At 39.1% G+C, this 19,488-nt stretch carries 19 protein-coding genes and 1 other annotated feature; of the genes, 1 reads left to right on the plus strand and 18 read right to left on the minus strand.

Going from position 1 to position 19,488, the window contains the following annotated elements; genetic code table 11:
• Positions 1-34 precede the first annotated feature (34 nt).
• The 4 genes from J2S17_RS06870 to J2S17_RS06885 all read right to left on the minus strand — a co-directional run bounded on the left by J2S17_RS06870 (position 35) and on the right by J2S17_RS06885 (position 4,048).
• Positions 35-1,801 carry a peptidoglycan D,D-transpeptidase FtsI family protein gene (locus J2S17_RS06870; protein ID WP_307473189.1) on the minus strand — a complete coding sequence of 589 codons (1,767 nt, stop codon included), beginning with the start codon at positions 1,799-1,801 and terminating at the stop codon, positions 35-37.
• Positions 1,802-1,880: 79 nt separating this feature from the next.
• Positions 1,881-2,357 (minus strand): transcription elongation factor GreA, encoded by a 477-nt coding sequence (gene greA, locus J2S17_RS06875; RefSeq protein WP_307473268.1) that lies wholly within the window; start codon positions 2,355-2,357, stop codon positions 1,881-1,883.
• 157 nt (positions 2,358-2,514) lie between these two features.
• A complete protein-coding gene (udk, locus tag J2S17_RS06880) occupies positions 2,515-3,150 on the minus strand; it encodes a uridine kinase (RefSeq protein ID WP_307473191.1) in 636 nt (211 codons plus the stop codon).
• 259 nt (positions 3,151-3,409) lie between these two features.
• Positions 3,410-4,048, minus strand: a complete 639-nt coding sequence (locus tag J2S17_RS06885; protein WP_307473193.1) for an O-methyltransferase — start codon at positions 4,046-4,048, stop codon at positions 3,410-3,412.
• A gap of 377 nt (positions 4,049-4,425) precedes the next feature.
• Here J2S17_RS06885 and J2S17_RS06890 point away from each other — a divergent pair, with 377 nt between their 5' ends.
• A complete protein-coding gene (locus J2S17_RS06890) occupies positions 4,426-5,472 on the plus strand; it encodes a serine hydrolase domain-containing protein (RefSeq protein ID WP_503128666.1) in 1,047 nt (348 codons plus the stop codon).
• A 99-nt stretch (positions 5,473-5,571) separates the two neighbouring features.
• Here the strand turns inward: J2S17_RS06890 and mltG are convergent, their stop codons facing one another.
• From mltG to J2S17_RS06960, 14 genes are all read right to left on the minus strand, one after another.
• Positions 5,572-6,705 carry an endolytic transglycosylase MltG gene (gene mltG / locus J2S17_RS06895; protein WP_307473196.1) on the minus strand — a complete coding sequence of 378 codons (1,134 nt, stop codon included), beginning with the start codon at positions 6,703-6,705 and terminating at the stop codon, positions 5,572-5,574.
• Positions 6,706-7,068: 363 nt separating this feature from the next.
• Complete coding sequence (locus J2S17_RS06900; RefSeq protein WP_307473198.1) at positions 7,069-7,356, minus strand: DUF1292 domain-containing protein; 288 nt, start codon at positions 7,354-7,356, stop codon at positions 7,069-7,071.
• A 14-nt stretch (positions 7,357-7,370) separates the two neighbouring features.
• Positions 7,371-7,787, minus strand: a complete 417-nt coding sequence (gene ruvX, locus J2S17_RS06905) for a Holliday junction resolvase RuvX (RefSeq protein WP_307473200.1) — start codon at positions 7,785-7,787, stop codon at positions 7,371-7,373.
• A 2-nt stretch (positions 7,788-7,789) separates the two neighbouring features.
• On the minus strand, positions 7,790-8,056 hold the full coding sequence (locus J2S17_RS06910) for an IreB family regulatory phosphoprotein (RefSeq protein ID WP_307473202.1): 267 nt from the start codon (positions 8,054-8,056) through the stop codon (positions 7,790-7,792).
• A gap of 239 nt (positions 8,057-8,295) precedes the next feature.
• Positions 8,296-10,929 carry an alanine--tRNA ligase gene (gene alaS, locus J2S17_RS06915; RefSeq protein ID WP_307473204.1) on the minus strand — a complete coding sequence of 878 codons (2,634 nt, stop codon included), beginning with the start codon at positions 10,927-10,929 and terminating at the stop codon, positions 8,296-8,298.
• A gap of 70 nt (positions 10,930-10,999) precedes the next feature.
• Positions 11,000-11,252, minus strand: a binding site (T-box leader).
• 59 nt (positions 11,253-11,311) lie between these two features.
• Positions 11,312-12,394 (minus strand): AI-2E family transporter, encoded by a 1,083-nt coding sequence (locus tag J2S17_RS06920; protein ID WP_307473269.1) that lies wholly within the window; start codon positions 12,392-12,394, stop codon positions 11,312-11,314.
• Positions 12,395-12,594: 200 nt separating this feature from the next.
• Positions 12,595-12,726, minus strand: a complete 132-nt coding sequence (locus tag J2S17_RS06925) for a DUF3918 family protein (protein ID WP_307473206.1) — start codon at positions 12,724-12,726, stop codon at positions 12,595-12,597.
• Between the two features lie 38 nt (positions 12,727-12,764).
• On the minus strand, positions 12,765-12,956 hold the full coding sequence (locus J2S17_RS06930; protein WP_307473207.1) for a YrzR-like zinc ribbon domain: 192 nt from the start codon (positions 12,954-12,956) through the stop codon (positions 12,765-12,767).
• 17 nt (positions 12,957-12,973) lie between these two features.
• Positions 12,974-13,444, minus strand: a complete 471-nt coding sequence (locus J2S17_RS06935) for a PRC-barrel domain-containing protein (RefSeq protein ID WP_307473209.1) — start codon at positions 13,442-13,444, stop codon at positions 12,974-12,976.
• Positions 13,445-13,526: 82 nt separating this feature from the next.
• The gene (locus tag J2S17_RS06940) at positions 13,527-13,652 is read right to left on the minus strand and encodes a hypothetical protein (RefSeq protein WP_307473211.1); all 126 of its coding nucleotides are present in this window, start codon (positions 13,650-13,652) and stop codon (positions 13,527-13,529) included.
• 258 nt (positions 13,653-13,910) lie between these two features.
• Positions 13,911-16,328 carry an SF1B family DNA helicase RecD2 gene (recD2, locus tag J2S17_RS06945; RefSeq protein ID WP_307473213.1) on the minus strand — a complete coding sequence of 806 codons (2,418 nt, stop codon included), beginning with the start codon at positions 16,326-16,328 and terminating at the stop codon, positions 13,911-13,913.
• A gap of 44 nt (positions 16,329-16,372) precedes the next feature.
• Complete coding sequence (locus J2S17_RS06950) at positions 16,373-17,032, minus strand: tetratricopeptide repeat protein (RefSeq protein WP_307473215.1); 660 nt, start codon at positions 17,030-17,032, stop codon at positions 16,373-16,375.
• A 160-nt stretch (positions 17,033-17,192) separates the two neighbouring features.
• Positions 17,193-18,308: a tRNA 2-thiouridine(34) synthase MnmA gene (gene mnmA / locus J2S17_RS06955; RefSeq protein ID WP_307473216.1), complete on the minus strand. Its 1,116-nt coding sequence runs from the start codon at positions 18,306-18,308 to the stop codon at positions 17,193-17,195.
• 25 nt (positions 18,309-18,333) lie between these two features.
• The gene (locus J2S17_RS06960; RefSeq protein WP_307473219.1) at positions 18,334-19,479 is read right to left on the minus strand and encodes a cysteine desulfurase family protein; all 1,146 of its coding nucleotides are present in this window, start codon (positions 19,477-19,479) and stop codon (positions 18,334-18,336) included.
• Positions 19,480-19,488 lie beyond the last annotated feature (9 nt).

Consider the following 19,488-nt stretch of genomic DNA (forward strand, 5'->3'; position numbering starts at 1 on the left):
CATAGAATGTGACGGGAATTCCTCCATTAAAGTTTCAATTTCCTTCACGTGATTGATCATACTCATATAATTGAGTCACCATGTCTGCAAATAAAGCCGTTGTACTTGGATCACTTTGCTCCAATGCATCCAGCCTGACTGTTACAAGAGCGTACTTTGGATTTTTATAAGGAAAATAGCCTGCAAACCATTTATTCTCTATAGCTTCACCATCCTTCTCTTTACCCGTCTCTCCGGTACCTGACTTTCCTGCAACCTCATAGGGTAACTCACTGAGAGCTCTTCCAGTACCCTTTTCATTTACAACAACCTCACGCAGGAGCTTTTGCATACTCATTGCTGTATACGGCTTAATATGACTACCCTCTAGCGGCTTTTCTTTAAACTGCAGCAAGGATGTATGATTTTTATATTCAACCACTGAAGCTGTGCGGACCATTTTTTTCTCTCCCCCTCTTGCAATTGTCGCCATCATATTCGTAATGGCTAATGGCGTCCCCCGCACCTCATATTGACCGATTCCTGTCATGGCAACAAAGTTGGCATCTTTACTCGCAGCATCATCTAAAAATACACGCCCGCCATCTTCATCCTGTATTTGTATAAAATCCTCAAAATGATAGATGTCGCCTTTCCATCCAACTGAACCAATTAAAGACAGCTTTTCTGCATAATCCTCTAAAATATTCGGATCAATCTCCATAAGCTCCTTTGCTAAAGTGCCGAAAGTATTGTTGCAGCTCAGAGCAAAGCTATTATTAAAATTTTGCATGCCATGATCATACTTATCATCAGGCTGACCATTGATTTTTTGACTGCAATTGAATAATCGGGATGGGTCTGTTAGTTCATAATCAACGGCCGCGGCTGCAACAACAGTTTTGAAGATCGAGCCCATTATTTGCTGCTTTACCATAAGATTCGTAGTTCCCTCATCAGCAAAAGGATTATCTTTATTCATAGAAGGACGAGAGACCATCGCCAACACGGAATTCGTTTCTATATCCATTAATACGAGCCCGCCTTTATTAATCTTATGCTCATCCATCAGCTTCTCTGCCATTCTTTGTAAATCATAGTCCAAAGTTGTTTTAATATTCACTGGATAAAACGGATTCGCCGGATCCACGTACTTCACATTTATACCGAATAATGGCCCGCCTTTGGCATCTACATGATAGACAAGCTTTGATTTCCCTTCTGGTAAAAGAAATTCATCAAAGCCTTTCTCCATCCCAGTCACTCCGAGCATCGCCTCATTGGGCAGTTCTTTATCCGGATAACGGCTCTTTAACTTTCCATCCATACTTGTAATTCCTAAAAGCTGTTCTGCTGGTCTATTTAGAAGGCTGTATTTCTTCTCTACCGCGAAAACTCCTGGTATCTGCAAGTCATTGATCTTTTTCAGCTGCTCATCGGTTAACTCCAAGGGTTTAGGCGTCCCGAATGCAATGGGTTCCTTTGCTGTCTCTACCGCTGCTCGCAAGGCATACTCTGAAGCCCCAGTTATCTCAGAAACAGATTTGATATCCCAATCCATTTGAGAGAGAAACGGGAACAAGATCAACACAGGCTTATATTCTTCGGTCAATGGATTGCCATTGCGATCAAGAAAACTCCCTCTACCTGAGTCTATCACCATTTCTTGCGATCTTTGCTGTACACTCGCTTCAAGTAAATTGATATTTCTGGTTGTAAAGTGCTCAGTATCTGTAAGCTGCAGCTGCACAAGTCTACCCATTAATACGATTAGAACAGATACAAAAATAGCTAAAATTATGATTGCTCTTTTTCTCCACATAAAAAACACCTCGTCAAAAGCTTTGACGAGGTTTAGACTTTTCAAACAATAAGAATCGTTTACTTGAAAAAATAATAGCTTATTTAATGGTTACGATGCGGACATTCATTTCGCCGCCAGGTGTTTGTACAGTTACTTCATCATCGATTTTTTTGCCAATTAAGCTTTTTGCAATTGGAGAATCATTAGAGATTTTCCCTTCAAACGGATCCGCTTCCGCGCTTCCGACAATTGTATATGTTTCTTCTTCTCCATCAGGAAGCTCCACAAATGTAACTGAGCGGCCTAATGAGACTGAATCTCCGCTAATATCATCTTCAGCAATAATTTTTGCATTGCGGATCATGTTTTCAAGAGTGGTAATTCTACCTTCAACAAATGCTTGTTCTTCCTTAGCAGAATCGTATTCTGAGTTCTCGGATAAATCACCGAAACTGCGGGCAATTTTAATACGTTCAACAACTTCTTTTCTTTTTACTGTTTTTAAGTTTTCTAATTCTTGCTCAAGCTTCTCTTTCCCAGCTTGTGTCATTGGGAATACTTTTTCGATAGCCAAAACCTTCACTCCTTCAATTTCATTCGCCCCGAGTATTTGGGCAATATTTATGTATTTTACATTCATAATGAATGCATTTGAGCGCGTCCTTTTATTGAAGGGCGCGCATTTTTTCATTGCTCATTTTATTGCCTTTACCATTTTCTATGCTATTGTTTCACAAAAAAGACTTTTGTTCAAGAATTGTTTGAATTTTTGTTACCATTAAATCGATCGCCACATGATTGTGACCGCCTTCAGGAATAATGATATCAGCATACCTTTTTGTTGGCTCAATAAATTGATTATGCATCGGACGAACAACATTCACATATTGATCGATGACTGTATCCATAGTCCTGCCCCGTTCCTTAATATCTCTGAACAAACGGCGAATAATACGAAGATCTGCATCTGTATCAACAAATAACTTCATATCCATCAGATTGCGGAGACGCTCATCCTCCAGAACTAAAATACCTTCAATAATAATAACGTCCTTTGGCTCTACAACAATCACTTCATCAGCCCGTGTATGCATAGAGTAATTATACACAGGTTTTTCAATCGTTTGATATCTTGTCAACGCTTCAATATGTTCAATCAGCAAGTCATTGTCAAATGCGAGCGGGTGATCATAATTTGTCTTCAGTCTTTCCTCAAAAGGAAGGTGAGATTGATCTTTATAATAATAATCCTGCTCAATCATCAGAATAGAGTGACCTTTAAACTGTTCATATATAGATCTTGTCACGCTTGTCTTACCAGATCCTGAACCGCCAGACACTCCAATAACAATTGGTTTTTGACTCATTTTCATCATACTCCTCACTTTTACATATCTATTTGCACGTTTGTTTCATCCTGCTAAAAAAGAATTCGCATCCAATTAATGGATACGCGCAGGCTCATTTGTCGACAATAGAAAGAAGGATAGATGAACCAATTGGATATTACTGATGTCCAATATACACCTTTTTGCTATGATTGCCAAACATCTGCTCTTTATACAATCGAACAAAAACGAAATAGGTGTACAGTATCCTCGTTGGACGAGTTGATTCCACTTCATCCTACTTCCTTTTACTAATCGCTACGCCATCTCCGATCGGGAGAATGACTGTATGATAATCTTCATTATTCATAAGCCATTGATTAAAATCATTAATCTTTCTCACGAGATTGCGAATGCGCTTATTTTCAATCTCACTTTCATACACAAGACCTTTAAATAGCACATTGTCTGTGATAATTAGACCGTCTACATTTAAATATTTGCTATAAATCTCAAAGAAACGTTTATATTGTCCCTTAGCTGCATCAATAAAAATACTATCATAAGGGCCCTTGTCCTTTATCTCATCTTCTACTTCAAGGGCATCTCCTTTAATAATGGCTATGTGCTCTTCCTTTCCACTGCGGGCAATAAACTTTTCAGCTTCTTCATAGCGCTCTGCATCTCTTTCAATTGTCACGATCCTGATGTCAGGCAGCGCGTATGCCATTCTAAGAGCTGAATAGCCAATAGCTGTTCCAACCTCTAAAATGGATTGTGGCTGCTGGATCCGCAAAAGCTGCAGCATGGCCTCAATGCCCTCTATTTCCATGATAGGTACTTTATGCTCTTTCGCATAAGCTTCCATCTCCATGATTAAATCGCTGCGATCAGGAATCATTTTTTCTATATATGCTTGCAGCCTTTCGTTATGCAACTGCTGTTCACCTCATTTTTCAACTTCTAAATTTCTCATCATACTCTCTGATTTTAACAAGAAAAAAAGCGTTCACAGTTGTATATGCATGCACCTTGCCGGCCCAATTCATACATTTTGTGATTGACGCTATCGCTATCAAAAAGTAAAAGACCTACAGCCTAAATAAAGCTGATTTGTCACCTATTATTATTCTTATGAAAATACTTGAATTATTTTATCATAAAGGAATAGGGAAAGCTATTTTTTTCAGCAGCTGACCTGTATTAACCAATCCGTATTCATTTAAATCGCCTAAAACACCGTGTATTTCCACAGAAAAACAGAACATATATTCCCACTTTGATGTTATACTATGATAATGGGAGGCGGTTTCGATTAAACGACAAAATATGAATATTAGTGAACGTATGGAGCATTATCAAATACCTGGTCTAAGCTTGGCCATTATTGAAAATGGGCAAATCAGTTCGACTGAAAGCTACGGTGTTCTCGAAGCAGGGCGTAATCAGAGGGTAAACGATCAAACCATTTTCAACGCTTGCTCAATTAGTAAATTTCTGACCTCCGTCTTAATTATGAAACTATCAGAAGAAGGTATCCTAGATTTAGATGAGGATGTAAATCAGAAGCTTACAGCATGGAAGGTCCCTAATAATACCTTAACAATAAACAACAAAGTTACTTTGCGAAATTTACTTAGTCATCAATCTGGGATTATTGACCCAAAAGGCAGTTTTATGAGGATGAATCCTAAAGACTCCACACCTGACATGGTGGAAATTTTAAATGGAGACACACCCTATTGTAATGAATCAATTAATATCATCGCTGAACCTGGCAGCACATTTCAATACTCTGATGCTGGATATTGTATCATTCAGCAGCTAATTGAAGATGTTATGGGGCAATCCTTTCATACAGAGATATTTGAACGAATATTCGAACCATTAAAGATGACAAATAGTATATTTGAATTAAAGGTCACAGAGAAACAAGCACAAAACCTCTCCTGCGGACATAATAGATACGGAAAGCGAATAGAAGGGAATTACCCTTTCTACCCAAATCCAGCTGGAGCTGGTCTATGGACTTCATCTTCAGACTTAGCTTTATTGGTCAATGATATAATTCATTCACTATACAATGAAAGCAGACTCGGTTTATCGCAAGCTACAATAAAAGAAATGATCAGCCCACAAGGGGATATTCCGTGGGCTGGACTCGGCGTGTTTATCGAGGGGAAAGGTCACAACGTTGAATTTTCATCGCTTGGCTGGGGAGAAGGCTTTCAATCCATGATCGTTTCATACCCTTATGTAAAAACCGCTGCCGTCATAATGACAAATGCTGATTTAGGTGTACATCAGATGAAAGGCATCATTGGTGAGATATATCAATCTCTAACTTTTGAACATGCATAAAAACAAAGCGTAATCGGACAAGAAGACATCTAAACTGACATAAGCAAAAAAGCCTAGGTTTCAAATAACCTAGGCGTTTCTTTTATCCATCATATTGAATTATTGATTCGTGATATGCTCATTCTTTTTCACATTATGCTCATCCAAAGTTTTGGAGAATAATACTTCTCCAGATGGGGTTGCCAAGAAATAAAGAAATTCTGTTTCCGCTGGGTAGAGCGTAGCTTCAATGGATGTGACCCCAGCATTCGCAATTGGGCCTGGTGTTAGACCGTTATATTTATATGTGTTATACGGAGAATCAATTTTCAAATCCTCGTATAGCGTTCTTGATTTATGTTCTCCATGTGCATACAGCACTGTAGGGTCTGTCTGCAAAGGCATATCGATGTCTAATCGATTAAAGAACACACTGGCAATTTGATCTCGGTCAACCTGTGCCGTTGCTTCCTCTTCAATTAAAGAGGCCATCGTCAGCAATGTATGAGGTGTATAATCTTGCGCTTCCATTTCGGCGGAAAATTCCTTTATCACCGCATTTGTTTTATCTAACATAGGTGTAACGACTTCTTCAACTGTTGGTTCTTCCGTGAAATAATCATAGGTTGCAGGGAAAAGATACCCTTCTAGCGGATTTAGAATATCCTCAGCTAGAATTTCCTCAGTTAAAATACTCGGATACTTTTTAATCATTGATTTAATGAATTTTTCATCATTCAGCTGGTCAAATACTTCTTCCCCGCTTTGACCCGTTTTCTCTCCTATAATGCCAGCTATTTGTTGAAGCTGTTTTCCTTCAGGGACAGTAATTTTAAACACAACTTCCTGTTCAATATTTCCAGTTTTTAATGATTCAGTGATTTCCCCCATTGTCATTGAGGGTTTCAAATTATAAGTGCCGGCCATAAAGCCCGATTCATTACGCAATTTCACATAATATTTAAATACTCTGGCATCCTTTATAATCCCATTGTCTTCAAGTACCTGTCCAATACCTGATACTGATGAACCTATAGGGATTTCTACAGATTTTTCTGTTTGATCTTTTGGATCAACTGGCTTTAATGCTGAGTTTAAATAAAAATATCCCCCTGCTGCAATGATACCTACAGTGATAACTAATATAATGGCTGTAAGCGATACGATTTTCCGTACTACTTTTGCTTCACCTTGACGCTGAATCAAATTATTGCGCATAGACTCTTTCTTATTATGCTTTTCTTCATTTGACATCAGTTTACCTCCAATCCTAGGGCTTGATATCTGTTCTCATTCTCATAACGATCCTAAAAATAACTTTGGTCATAATATGGAATTATTCCGTATGATCCAAGCCACCATGGTTTACATCTCGGATTATTATACTATATTTTCGATTGCAAGTCGCAAGATATAACAAAAAACAAAGATTATTGGCAAATAACGGCAAAATCCACAAAAAAATGTTGAATTTAGGTAGAAATTGTCCTTTTTAAATTATGACCGCACCGAAGATGAAGTGGTTAACATCGATAATAGAAACGATTACTTTTCTAGAAATCGATATTTGATGAACAAAAAAAGAGCACCCATAGGGCACCCTTTTTAAAAAGGAGATTATTCTTCGTCATTTTCCTCAAGGAATGTATTCAACATTTCCTCAATTAAATCCCATTCTTCATCAGATTCAATCGGTTGAAGTTCTCCGTCTACATTATCTTCGCTTGGAACGAATGCCGATGCATGAATTTCGATATCTTCAGCGTCATTCTCATCTGCACCCATTGGATAGTAAAGCACATAAGACTTTCCGAATTGCTCTGAATCAAATGTGAATAATACTTCACATAACTGCTCGTTGCCATCTTCATCTACTACTGTAATATTGTTTTCTCCGTGATCCATTTCTTTTCACCTCATTAATTTTGGCTATCTAAATAGCCTTGTAAAATCATGACAGCCGCCATTTTATCTATGACTTTTTTTCTTTTTTTGCGGCTGACATCCGCTTCTAAGAGCACTCTTTCAGCAGCCATTGTCGTTAAACGCTCGTCCCAATAGACTACAGGATAACCAAAGCGCTTTTCAAGCTCTTTTCCATAAAACTTACTGGCTTCGCCTCGTGGACCGACCGTACCGTTCATATTCTTTGGAAAGCCAACGACAAATTTACTGACTTCATACTCTTTTACAAGTTCACCAATTCGCTCAAAGCCAAACTGTTTTTGCTCTTCATTAATTTTAATGGTTTCTAAGCCTTGCGCTGTCCACCCAAGCGCATCACTTAGCGCGACGCCGACTGTCTTAGAACCGACATCCAATCCCATAGTTCGCATTATTATCCCTCACGCTGCTGTTTTAGATAAGATTTCACTAATTCTTCAATGATTTCATCCCGTTCAAGCTTCCTGATGACATTCCGCGCATCTTTGTGACGGGGAATGTAAGCAGGATCCCCAGATAACAGGTAACCAACAATTTGATTAATCGGATTATACCCTTTTTCCTGAAGAGCTTCATACACATGAAAGAGCACTTGATTGACATCTTGTTCAATCGGATCTTCAGGAAAATTAAATCTCATAGTTTTATCAAATGAGCTCAATTCTTACACCTCACTTTGTGACCTGTGCGATAAGAAAAGCGCAGGGCGCTTCTTTCATTCAAAAGATGCATTAAACTCCAAGTTGTCGTATGAAACGCTGGCTTGTTAACCAATTGAAAAGTTACACTTATCATTTGGTTATGTTCAGCATAAAGAAAAAGGCAGACATGTCCGCATTCCCTCATGCATTTGAACATTCGCTAATGGTTACCTACATTCTACACTACTTCGTGTGGGATTCAAACGGATTTTACCCATTCCTCCACAAATTGGAGTGCAGCATCTAATTTAGCAGGATCTTTTCCGCCTGCTTGCGCCATATCAGGTCGGCCTCCACCACCTCCGCCACAGCGGGTTGCTACTTCTTTGATTACCTTGCCGGCATGATAGCCCTTCTGAATCAAGTCATCAGTAACACCAGCAATAATATTGACTTTGCCGTCATTTGCACTTCCTAATACGACCACAGCAGAACCTAGCTTCTTCTTAAGGTCATCAGCCATATTACGGAGGTTATTCATATCAGTTGCTTGAACCTTTGCAGCAAGCATCGTGATGCCATTGACTTCTTTTGCATGGGATACAAGGCTTCCTGCTTCAATATTACCCAATTTAGCAGTGATTGATTCATTTTCTCTTTGTAACTGCTTCATTTCTGCCTGTAATCCGTCAATTCTAGATGGAACATCCTTAAGATTCGCTTTTAATCTTACTGCTGCGTCTTTTAATACACCTATTTGTTCAGTCATCATTTTATATGCGGATTCACCAGTGACAGCTTCGATGCGTCGAGTGCCCGCTCCAATCCCGCTTTCTGATTGAATCTTAAATAAACCAATGACTGATGTATTTGGTACATGGCAACCGCCGCATAATTCAAGAGAATAATCGCCAATTTGTACTACACGAACGATTTTTCCATATTTTTCACCAAAGAGAGCCATTGCGCCCATTGATTTTGCTTCATCTATTCCTTTAAGTTCAATGTTTACATCTAGACTGTTCCAGATTTTCTCATTCACAATTGTTTCGATCTTTTCCAGCTCTTCAACCGTAATTTGTCCGAAGTGGGAGAAGTCAAAGCGTAAGCGATCAGGCTCAACCGATGATCCAGCTTGATTAACATGGTTACCAAGTACATCTTTTAATGCTTGATGCAGTAAATGTGTCGCTGTATGGTTTTTAATAATTCTACCGCGGTTCGCTCGATCAACCGTTGCTGACACTTGTTGGTCAACAGTTAAGCTGCCTTTTTGCACCATTCCACGATGTAAATTTTGACCATTCGGTGCTTTTTGAACATCTTTCACTGCTACTTTGACACCAGTTGCTTCAAGAAGGCCTTTATCAGCAATTTGTCCGCCGCTCTCCGCATAGAAAGGAGTTTGGTCAAGTACGAATTGAATTTCATCACCAGTAACTGCTTCTGAAACTAGCTGACCTTCCTTCACAATTGCTATAACTTTTGCTTCTGCATGAAGTTGGTCGTAGCCTACAAATTTACTTTCTGCTTTAATTTCTCCAAGCACGCCTTCTTGCACCTGCATAGAGCCTACATCTTGACGTGCTGCACGAGCTCGCTCACGCTGAAGCTCCATTTCTGTATCAAAACCATCATGATCAATGGTCATTCCCTCTTCTTCCGCATATTCTTCTGTTAATTCTACAGGGAAGCCATACGTATCATAAAGGCGGAATACATCCTTTCCATTAACGACATTGCTGTCTTTTTCTTTTTCCTTTTTGATTACCTCAGAAAGAATGGCTAAACCTTCATTTAAGGTTTCATGGAAACGTTCTTCTTCATTTTTGATTACTTTTTGAATAAATTCTGCTTTTTCATCCACTTGCGGGTAGAAATCATTCATCACTTCTCCTACAACTGGCACTAGTTCGAACATGAATGGACGGTTGATATTAATTTGCTTTGCATAACGGACGGCTCTGCGTAATAAACGGCGCAATACATAGCCTCTTCCTTCATTCGATGGCAATGCACCATCTCCGACAGCAAATGCGACTGTACGAATATGATCGGCAATCACTTTAAATGCGACATCGGCATCATTGCTTTCTCCATACTTCACTCCAGAAATTTTCTCTGTACCATGGATAATTGGCATGAATAAATCCGTATCAAAATTTGTACGAACATTTTGCACAACTGAAGCCATTCTTTCTAAGCCCATACCCGTATCAATATTTTTTTTCGGAAGAGGTGTATAAGTTCCATCAGGATTATGGTTAAATTCAGAAAAAACAAGATTCCAAACTTCTAAATATCTATCGTTTTCTCCACCAGGGTATAATTCCGGATCCTCAAGGTCATCTCCATACTCAGGGCCTCTGTCATAAAAAATCTCTGTATTTGGTCCACTAGGTCCTTCACCAATATCCCAAAAATTTCCTTCCAAACGAATAATTCTTTCATCTGGAACTCCCACTTTTTCAACCCAAAGCTTATATGCTTCATCATCCTCAGGGTGAATCGTTACAGATAGCTTTTCTGCTTCAAAGCCAATCCATTTTGGACTAGTTAGAAATTCCCATGCGAATTCAATCGCTTCTTCTTTAAAATAATCACCGATTGAAAAATTACCCAACATCTCAAAAAAGGTATGGTGGCGAGCGGTTTTCCCAACATTTTCAATATCATTTGTTCGGATCGATTTTTGTGCATTTACGATTCTTGGGTTTTCCGGAATCACGCGACCATCAAAATATTTCTTCAATGTTGCCACACCACTATTAATCCAAAGCAAAGATGGATCCTCATGCGGAACAAGAGAAGCACTCGGTTCTATGGAATGTCCCTTTTCTTCAAAGAAATCTAAGAACATGCGGCGAATTTCTGCACCTGTTAAATGTTTCATTATGTACCTCCTAATAATTTAAGTTTTAAAGATAAATATTTTTAAACAACAAAAAAAGCCCTCATCCCTATACAGGGACGAGAGCATTCTCGCGGTACCACCCTGATTATGAGAATACTAAAGCATGTGTCAACTGCGCATCCACCGAGCGAGCCTTCTCCGCTTTTCTTCTCATCTCTCAGATCCATAACGCGGATAAACGGCAGGAATTAACTGCACTCCGGATTAGCGTTCTGTTATCCTTCATCTAGGAATTCTTCCAGCCAAGGAATTCCCTCTCTATCAGATGGACTATAACTTACTTGTTCCTTCAACATGTTTAAGTATTAATCTTATATAGTCGCATTATAGCTAGTTTTCAAGATGTTTGTCAATATTCCATTTACCGGCTGGTCACTTGTGAATCCGGCTTCTTTGTAAAATGATTTCTAGCATGGATAATACTTACCTTTATAACGGCTAAAATTGGAACGGCAATAATCAAGCCAATAATTCCTCCAGCCTCTCCTCCTGCCAATAGTGCCAGCATAATGATGAGCGGGTGCATGTGCAAACTTTTACCGACAATAAATGGGGATAAGATATTTCCTTCAACGAATTGTAAAACAATCATGATAATAATCACGATGATCACCAATTTGATTGACATTGTAAAGGCTATAATTATAGCTGGAATCGCACCGATTACTGGACCAAAATAGGGAATGATATTGGTAATTCCAATAATAAATCCTAATAGTAATGGATATTTCAACCCAAATGCCCAAAATAATAACGCTGATATGACACCAATAACTAAGCAAACCAATAATTGGCCTCTAATATAGCCACCGAGCGACTTATCAATATCCCGCAGAAACAAGATTCCTTCTTTTCTCCATTTTCTCGGTGTTAAATACCAGGCAGCTCTCTTAACCTGACTATGATCCTTAAGTAAATAAAAGGAAATAAAAGGGATTACCGCAATCACTACAGCATAATTCAAGATATTCAATAAAATATCAATGACTTTAGAAAGCAGGCGATCTAGCGCCGCTTCCATTTGCTGAATACCTTCATCAACCTTCATCTGCAGCATTTCCGGCCATGTCGAAGTTTTATTTTGCACTGCCCCAATTGCATCTCGATATTGATTAGCAAACAGTGGGGCATTGTCCACAAGATCCTTTAATTGATGAATGAACGCTGGAATGCCTTTATATAGAGCTAAGCCCACTCCACCGAAAAAGATAAAATATATGATGAAGGTCGCCAACCCCCGGTGCAGACCAGTTGAATGAAGCTTCTCAACAATAGGATGAAGCAAATATGTAATAAACGCACCTATAATAAAAGGAATCACCACGACCAAACCAATCTTCACAATAGGCAGCCATAGTTCTTTTAATTTATAGAAAATAAATAAAACAATAAACAAAAGAAGCAGAAAACCTAACCGATAAAACCATTTCAAGCGAATATCCAACACACCATCCGCCTCCCTCAGTATATTTTGAGAACCAAACCAGTGAAATATACATCGAAAAGCGGAATAAGCTTACTCAGGAAGCGACAGCCTTAAGGCGAATTGAAAAGAGAAAGCAGGATTCTAATCTCAGACATCCAGAAACGTCCATTTCAGATAGTCACTAAAAAGCAAGCCCACATCAATGGGCTTGCTTACATTTAAAATAACTTATTTACTCTTTTTTGAAATTTCTTGATATCCTTTTTCGATATCAGATTGTTTTTCTGCGCAATTCCATAAGCTGCAATTCCAGCTCCAATAACAGCTGCTGAGGTAATCATTTTATTCATTATGTTTCACCTCTGACATCTTATTTTTGTACAAAGGATTAAGAAGAAAATCTGCGCTCGTCTTCATCAAACAAATCATCTAATGAACTTAATGATCCATCTTCCTCTACTTGATGGGTATTTATGATTCCTTGCGAAAGTGAAAGTTCTATGAAACAACCCCAGCAATAATATTGGCTGATCCCGATCTTTCCTATATCTTTACTTTGGCAGTTTGGACATTGGAGCATTTAAATGCCACCTCACCTTACTTTACATTTACGATGATGGCATCTTTCCCAATCGCAGGGGGTTCATCGGTTTTTATTACTTTTTTTCCTTCCAGCATATCTGAAAAGAAGCCATCCGATAATTCATACCCTACGATTGTGCCCACTTCCTCTTGAAAATATACATCCTCAAGCAGTCCAAGCCTGTCCCCTTCTTTTGTCATAATCATTTTTCCCAATAAGCGGTTATCTCCTGCAAATGTATATTCTTTATGTTTATGCAGGGGAATCAACGTCATACGATCTATGACCATGACCCCATCCCAGCCAAAGGAAGAAACCTCTTTAATATCCAGAAGATATGTTTTTTTGAAAAACGAGCCGACTTTAACCAGCAACCCCTTTACTGTTCCATCTGTAAGAATAATTAAATCACAAACCTCACCAAGAACCGTTCCGCTTTTAATTTCAATTACTGGCAGTCCTTTTAATAATGAAAATGTCCGCAAAGTTTATCCCGCCTTCCCGAACATTTATAGTTTCTGCTAATCGTTCAATTTACATAACGAAAAACGGTTTCCAGTCAAAATTTTATTGCGATTTAATTGTGTACCTAGGCTGATGATAACGTTGATTTCTCTCTTCCCCATCAGATATCTCTTCTGAAAATGGATGCTCTTTTATGTTCTTTTTTCCTAATTTCTTTTTTCTGCCCATTTTTTCACATCCTGCAATATCATTTTGTATTGTTTTCCCATACTTTGTTACCTTTCATAATAGTCGTTGAATGTGCTTGCTTTCCGCGGGGTGAGCCTCCTCGTCCGCTTCACTCCTGCGGGGTATCTCCTGTACCGCTGCTTCCGCAGGAGTCTCGCACACCCGTTCCAATGTTGTCATATCAAAACCTATGAAAGAACAACAATCCTTCAGAAAAGGCCTTATGAAAAAAAGCAGTCTAATTTAGACTGCTTATACTTAGCTATATTCTTTTTCTAGAAAATCATACGGTGTGATTTTTTCCATTCCAATCATTGGATCAGCCTGCATGATTTCTTCTTCATAGGTCATTCCATCTGTTACAACTAGGAGAGAGTCTGCACTTTGCTTTTCTCCCAAGATGGCGTCCTGAAGTTTTTCTCTCAAGCTCGAGAGTCGAGACCCATCCGTTCTTTCCACTCCCATTTTTAAAGCATCCTCATCCCCGCATAGGATTAAAAACTGCTTACTGCGGGTAATCGCGGTATAAAGCAAATTGCGGCGGAGCATGCGATAATAGCTTTTAACGACAGGAAGAATAACAATTGGAAATTCACTACCTTGAGATTTATGTACTGAGCAGCAATAGGCATGGGTAATCTGATTTAAATCCTGCCTTGTATAAGTTGCCTCCGTTCCATCAAATGAAACAATCACCATATCTTGTTTTTCCGTATTTTCCTTTGCAAAGAAAATGGAAACAATCTCACCCATATCTCCGTTAAACACATGGTTTTCAGGCTGGTTCACCAATTGGAGCACCTTGTCTCCGATTCGATATTTCACATCGCCAAAAGCTAGTTCCTTCTTTGATTCATCTGGGTTTGGATTGAAGATTTCTTGAATCATTTCATTTAATTTATCAATACCGGCTGGACCTCTGTACATCGGTGCCAATACTTGAATATCCCTTGCGGAAAATCCTTTTTTCTTTGCGTTTGATACCACTTGTTCAACGACAGTACCAATCTGGGCAGGCTGGCATCTTATAAAAGATCGATCCGGCTGCTGTAAAGTGATATTAGCCGGTACACGTCCCCTTTTCATCTCATGGGCAAGTTCGATAATGGAGGATCCTTCTGCCTGACGATAAATATCCGTTAACATCACGGATGGTATACGCTCTGATTTGAGCAGGTCCTTTAAAACCTGTCCTGGTCCAACAGAAGGAAGCTGGTCCTCATCTCCAACTAGAATGACCTGCATTTCATCAGGTATCGCCTTAAATAGTTGATTCGCAAGCCAGACATCTACCATAGAGGTTTCATCTACAATGAGGATTTTTCCTTCTAAAGGGTTTTCTTCCTGTCGATCAAACCCCTCACTTCCATTCCATCCAAGGAGGCGATGAATTGTCACTGCAGGTAAACCGGTCGACTCAGACATTCTTTTTGCAGCCCGTCCGGTTGGCGCAGCTAGCAAGAAAGGGAAAGGCTCTTCTTTTTTATAATCCTTTTGTTCCAAAGAGCAGCCATGCAATTCGGCATAGAGCTCAACAATGCCTTTAATGACTGTTGTTTTTCCTGTACCAGGACCTCCGGTTAAAATCAGCATAGGAGACATGAGCGCTTTTTGGATGGCCTCTTTTTGGGAAGGTGCATATTGCACACCAAGCCTTTCCTCAAGGTTTCCAAGCGCCATTAAAAACTCTGACTCTGGAAATTGCTCATCATATTGCGTTTGCTTTACGATTCTCTTTATATTCGTCACAATCCCTTTTTCCGAAAAATAAAGAGAAGGGGAATAAACTCTTTGCTCCTCAGCGATCAGCTTTCCTTCTTCACCAAGCGTGATGATTTCTTTTGAAATCTCTTCGTATTCAATGACATCCCGTTTGTTGTCTTCAAGGATCTTCTTAACACCTTCAAGCAGAATTTTCGTTTCTGTGTAAACATTACCAGCTTGTGTGCTTTCTGCTTCTAATACATGAAGGCAAGCTGCCCTTATTCTATCTGGATGACTACCAAACAGCCCAACGTGATAGCCCAATTCGTCAGCACGGTTAAAGCCGATTCCTTCAATATCCTCGACAAGCTGATAAGGATTCTTCTGAATGACTTCAATTGTCGTTTCTTTGTATTGCTGATAAATTTTCATCGAAAGCTGTGGACCAAAGCCGAATTGATTAAGGGCAATCATTGTTTGCTCCAAACCTTGATGTTCCATGAGCGTATCATAGAGCGATTTCGCTTTTTCTGATGACAATTTAGGCACCTGATCAAGAAGAGAAGGCTTATTTAATATTTTGGAAATGGCATTTTCACCCAAGGTTTCAACAATGCTCTCAGCTGTTTTTTTTCCAATTCCTTTAAATAGCTCGCCCGCTAAATAATTTGCCACCCCTTGTTTTGTCTGGGGGATATCCTTTTGATAATGACTTGCATGCAGCTGAACGCCAAATTTAGGATGGTCCTTTAATTCTCCATAGAATATATAGGATTCCTGGGGGTGGATTTGGGGAAAATAACCAGTGACAACCGCTTCATTATCATCATAATCATGGTTGGTTTCTTCGACTCTAATTCGTAAAACCGTGTACAAGTTTTGTTCATTATGAAAAACCGTGACAAGATGCTTACCCTTGATAAATTTCTTTTTTTCTCCGGCAAAAAGATCAAGAGAATCCTGCTTCTCCATTTATGCTTCCTCCTTCAAAAAAGCATCTTGCTTCTTATTTTATATTAATCGTTTTGGTCATTTTCAATGAGTTTTTTTCCATAACCAGCTAGGAGATGGTCAGGCTGAATATCAAGTGCTTCTTCAAAATGCTTAAGTGCCATTTCACTATTTTCCTTAAAGCCGTATGCTACCCCCAGATTGTAATGAGCATCTGCATGGCGTGGATCGATCTCGATGCATTTCTCCAGTTGATTGATCGCTTCGTCAATTAGCTCTAATTGCGCTAGGGATAAGCCATATTGAAATAAAATTTCTGGATCATCTGGATTTAACTCTGCACCTCTCTGCAAATACGGAAGAGCTAGTTTTCCCTGCTCCAATTGAATCAAAGACATTCCCAACATAAAAAAGTTATCGGCTGAATTGATTCCTTTTTGCATTGCCATTTCAAACATATTCTTGGCTTCGTCAAAGTTTTCTTGATTATAGTATAGGTTACCGGCGCTATAATAAGCCGCACCTGCATTTTCATCAAGCCCGATCGCCTTTTCATAAAATTTTAGAGCCTTTTCAATTTCTCCGACCGCAGATAATACATTCCCGAAATTAATATAGGAAACGGCGTCATCAGGATTTTCCTCGATAGCCTCCATAAAGACCTTTGCAGCATCTTCCCATTTGCCTTCTTGCATATATTGAATACCTAATTGGTTTTTTTCCATCACAATCTACTCCATTTCATTCCATCAATTAAAGCTGTACGATTTATTCTCTTGAAAGTATAGCATATTTCATGATAAAAACATCCATTTGCCCTAATGACTATTCGCTAAAGCAAAAACTGACCTAGAATCATGTTTAAATGATCCTAGGTCAGTTTTTTTATCCCACATAAGTTAGGCGTTTAGCTTCTTTATATACTTCATCAATTGTTCCGCCGCCCAAGCACTCATCTCCATCATAGAAAACAACTGCTTGTCCAGGAGTAATCGCCCTGACTGGCTCATTAAAGATTACTTTTGCTCTGCCATCATCAAATATTTCAATTGTCACCTTACTATCCTGCTGACGATATCTGAATTTCGCTGTACATTCAAATGTTTGCGGTTTGTCTTTATTAGAAACCCAACCAATATTCACAGCAATAAGGGAATCAGAGTAGAGCATTTCATGATGAAAGCCTTGACCAACATAGAGGACGTTACGCTTAAGGTCTTTTCCAATAGCAAACCAAGGTTCACCTGCGCCTCCAATGCCAAGTCCGTGCCTTTGACCGATTGTATAGTACATTAATCCATCATGCTTACCGACCACTTCACCATCAAATGTTTCCATATTCCCAGGCTGAGCTGGTAAATAATTACCTAGAAACTCTTTAAAGTTTCTTTCACCAATGAAGCAGATGCCTGTACTATCCTTTTTAGTAGCGGTGGCTAAATTGGCATTTGCTGCAATTTCCCTTACTTTTGATTTCTCTATATCACCAATTGGAAACATTACTTTTTCCAACTGTTCCTGGCTTAATTGATTAAGAAAATACGTTTGGTCTTTATTTTCATCCAGACCACGAAGCATCTTCACTTCTCCATCACGCTGCTCAACGCGTGCATAATGACCAGTTGCAAGATAATCTGCACCCAGACTCATTGCATGCTCAAGAAAAGCCTTAAATTTAATTTCCTTATTGCACATAACATCAGGATTTGGCGTTCTACCTGCTTTATATTCTTCAAGGAAATAAGTAAAAACTTTATCCCAATATTGCTTCTCAAAATTGACTGCATAATAAGGAATGCCAATTTGATTGCATACCCGAATCACATCATCGTAGTCCTCGGTGGCTGTACATACACCGTTTTCATCTGTGTCATCCCAGTTTTTCATAAAAATGCCGATGACATCATAGCCTTGCTCTTTTAGTAAAAGCGCAGCAACAGAGGAGTCAACACCTCCAGACATCCCGACGACAACACGTGTATCCTTTATTGCTTTTTTCATTCTATTCACCACTCTTATATCAAAATTATTTATTTGTAAACCGTTGAACGATTTTACTTGTTTCTTGTCCGACATATTTGATTTGCTCCATCGTATTGTTGAGGCCAAAGCTAAAACGAATGGAGTTGATCAAACGCTCATCACCTTTCCCATACATGGCAACGAGGACATGTGACGGGTCAATCGATCCTGCTGTACAAGCAGAACCGCTTGAAGCAGCTATTCCTGCCAAGTCTAAATTAACAAGCATTGCCTCTACATTTGTGCCGGGGAAGCTTAAGTTTAATACATGTGGCAATGTTTCATCAAGTGAACCGTTTTGGCTATACTCTATTTTATTTTCATCGAGCACAGATAAAAATGCTGTTTTATATTCTTGATATACTTTCTGTTTGCTGTCCCTCTCTTTTTGAGAAACTCTGACAGCTTCTAAAAATCCAGCGATAGCAGGTACATTTTCAGTACCTGCGCGTCTTTTTCTTTCCTGCTCTCCGCCAAACAATCGGGAAGGGAGTTTTATTTCTTTATTAACAAAAAGAAAACCAATCCCTTTTGGTCCATTGATTTTATGAGCCGATACTGATAATAAATCAATCCCCTCTTCCCTCACATTGATTTTTTCTAAGCCATAGGCTTGTACAGCGTCACTATGAAAGATTGCTTGATGATCTGCGAGAATTTTTCCGATTTCTGATATAGGCTGAATCGTACCAACTTCATTATTAGCAAACATAATAGATACAAGAATGGTTTCTTCTCTTAAAGCTTGCTTTAGATCAGTTAGGGAGATCAATCCGTCCTCATTCACCGGCAAATATGTGACGTCATATCCTTGTTTCTCTAATTGTTCACAAGCATGTAGCACCGCATGATGCTCGATTTGTGTTGTAATGATGTGCTTCCCATTTTGCTGATAGGCTTCTGCCACACCAAAAATTGCATGGTTATCAGCTTCTGTTCCCCCGCTGGTAAATATGATTTCATTCGGATCGGCACCGATGCTTTTTGCCATTTCTGCACGTGCCTCATCAATTATATTTCTCGCACTTCTGCCGAAATAATGAATGCTTGATGGGTTTCCAAATTCAGTTCCCATCAGCTTCATCATTTTATCAATCACATCGGGATGCATCGGCGAAGTTGCAGCATGATCCACATAAATTCGGTCCAATTTCTTTCA

The sequence above is a fragment of the Cytobacillus purgationiresistens genome, assembly GCF_030813235.1.
Classification (GTDB): domain Bacteria; phylum Bacillota; class Bacilli; order Bacillales; family Cytobacillaceae; genus Cytobacillus; species Cytobacillus purgationiresistens.

Bases quoted from the DNA above. Each gene is read 5' to 3' on its own strand.
- udk (WP_307473191.1), bottom strand. From the start codon at position 3,150: ATGAGTCAAAAACCAATTGTTATTGGAGTGTCTGGCGGTTCAGGATCT.
- J2S17_RS06870 (WP_307473189.1), bottom strand. From the start codon at position 1,801: ATGTGGAGAAAAAGAGCAATCATAATTTTAGCTATTTTTGTATCTGTT.
- J2S17_RS06940 (WP_307473211.1), bottom strand. From the start codon at position 13,652: ATGGGCAGAAAAAAGAAATTAGGAAAAAAGAACATAAAAGAGCATCCA.
- alaS (WP_307473204.1), bottom strand. From the start codon at position 10,929: ATGAAACATTTAACAGGTGCAGAAATTCGCCGCATGTTCTTAGATTTC.
- mltG (WP_307473196.1), bottom strand. From the start codon at position 6,705: ATGTCAAATGAAGAAAAGCATAATAAGAAAGAGTCTATGCGCAATAAT.
- J2S17_RS06900 (WP_307473198.1), bottom strand. From the start codon at position 7,356: ATGGATCACGGAGAAAACAATATTACAGTAGTAGATGAAGATGGCAAC.
- ruvX (WP_307473200.1), bottom strand. From the start codon at position 7,787: ATGCGAACTATGGGATTGGATGTCGGTTCTAAGACAGTCGGCGTCGCG.
- J2S17_RS06925 (WP_307473206.1), bottom strand. From the start codon at position 12,726: ATGAATAAAATGATTACCTCAGCAGCTGTTATTGGAGCTGGAATTGCA.
- J2S17_RS06950 (WP_307473215.1), bottom strand. From the start codon at position 17,032: ATGGAAAAAAACCAATTAGGTATTCAATATATGCAAGAAGGCAAATGG.
- recD2 (WP_307473213.1), bottom strand. From the start codon at position 16,328: ATGGAGAAGCAGGATTCTCTTGATCTTTTTGCCGGAGAAAAAAAGAAA.
- mnmA (WP_307473216.1), bottom strand. From the start codon at position 18,308: ATGAAAAAAGCAATAAAGGATACACGTGTTGTCGTCGGGATGTCTGGA.
- J2S17_RS06930 (WP_307473207.1), bottom strand. From the start codon at position 12,956: ATGCTCCAATGTCCAAACTGCCAAAGTAAAGATATAGGAAAGATCGGG.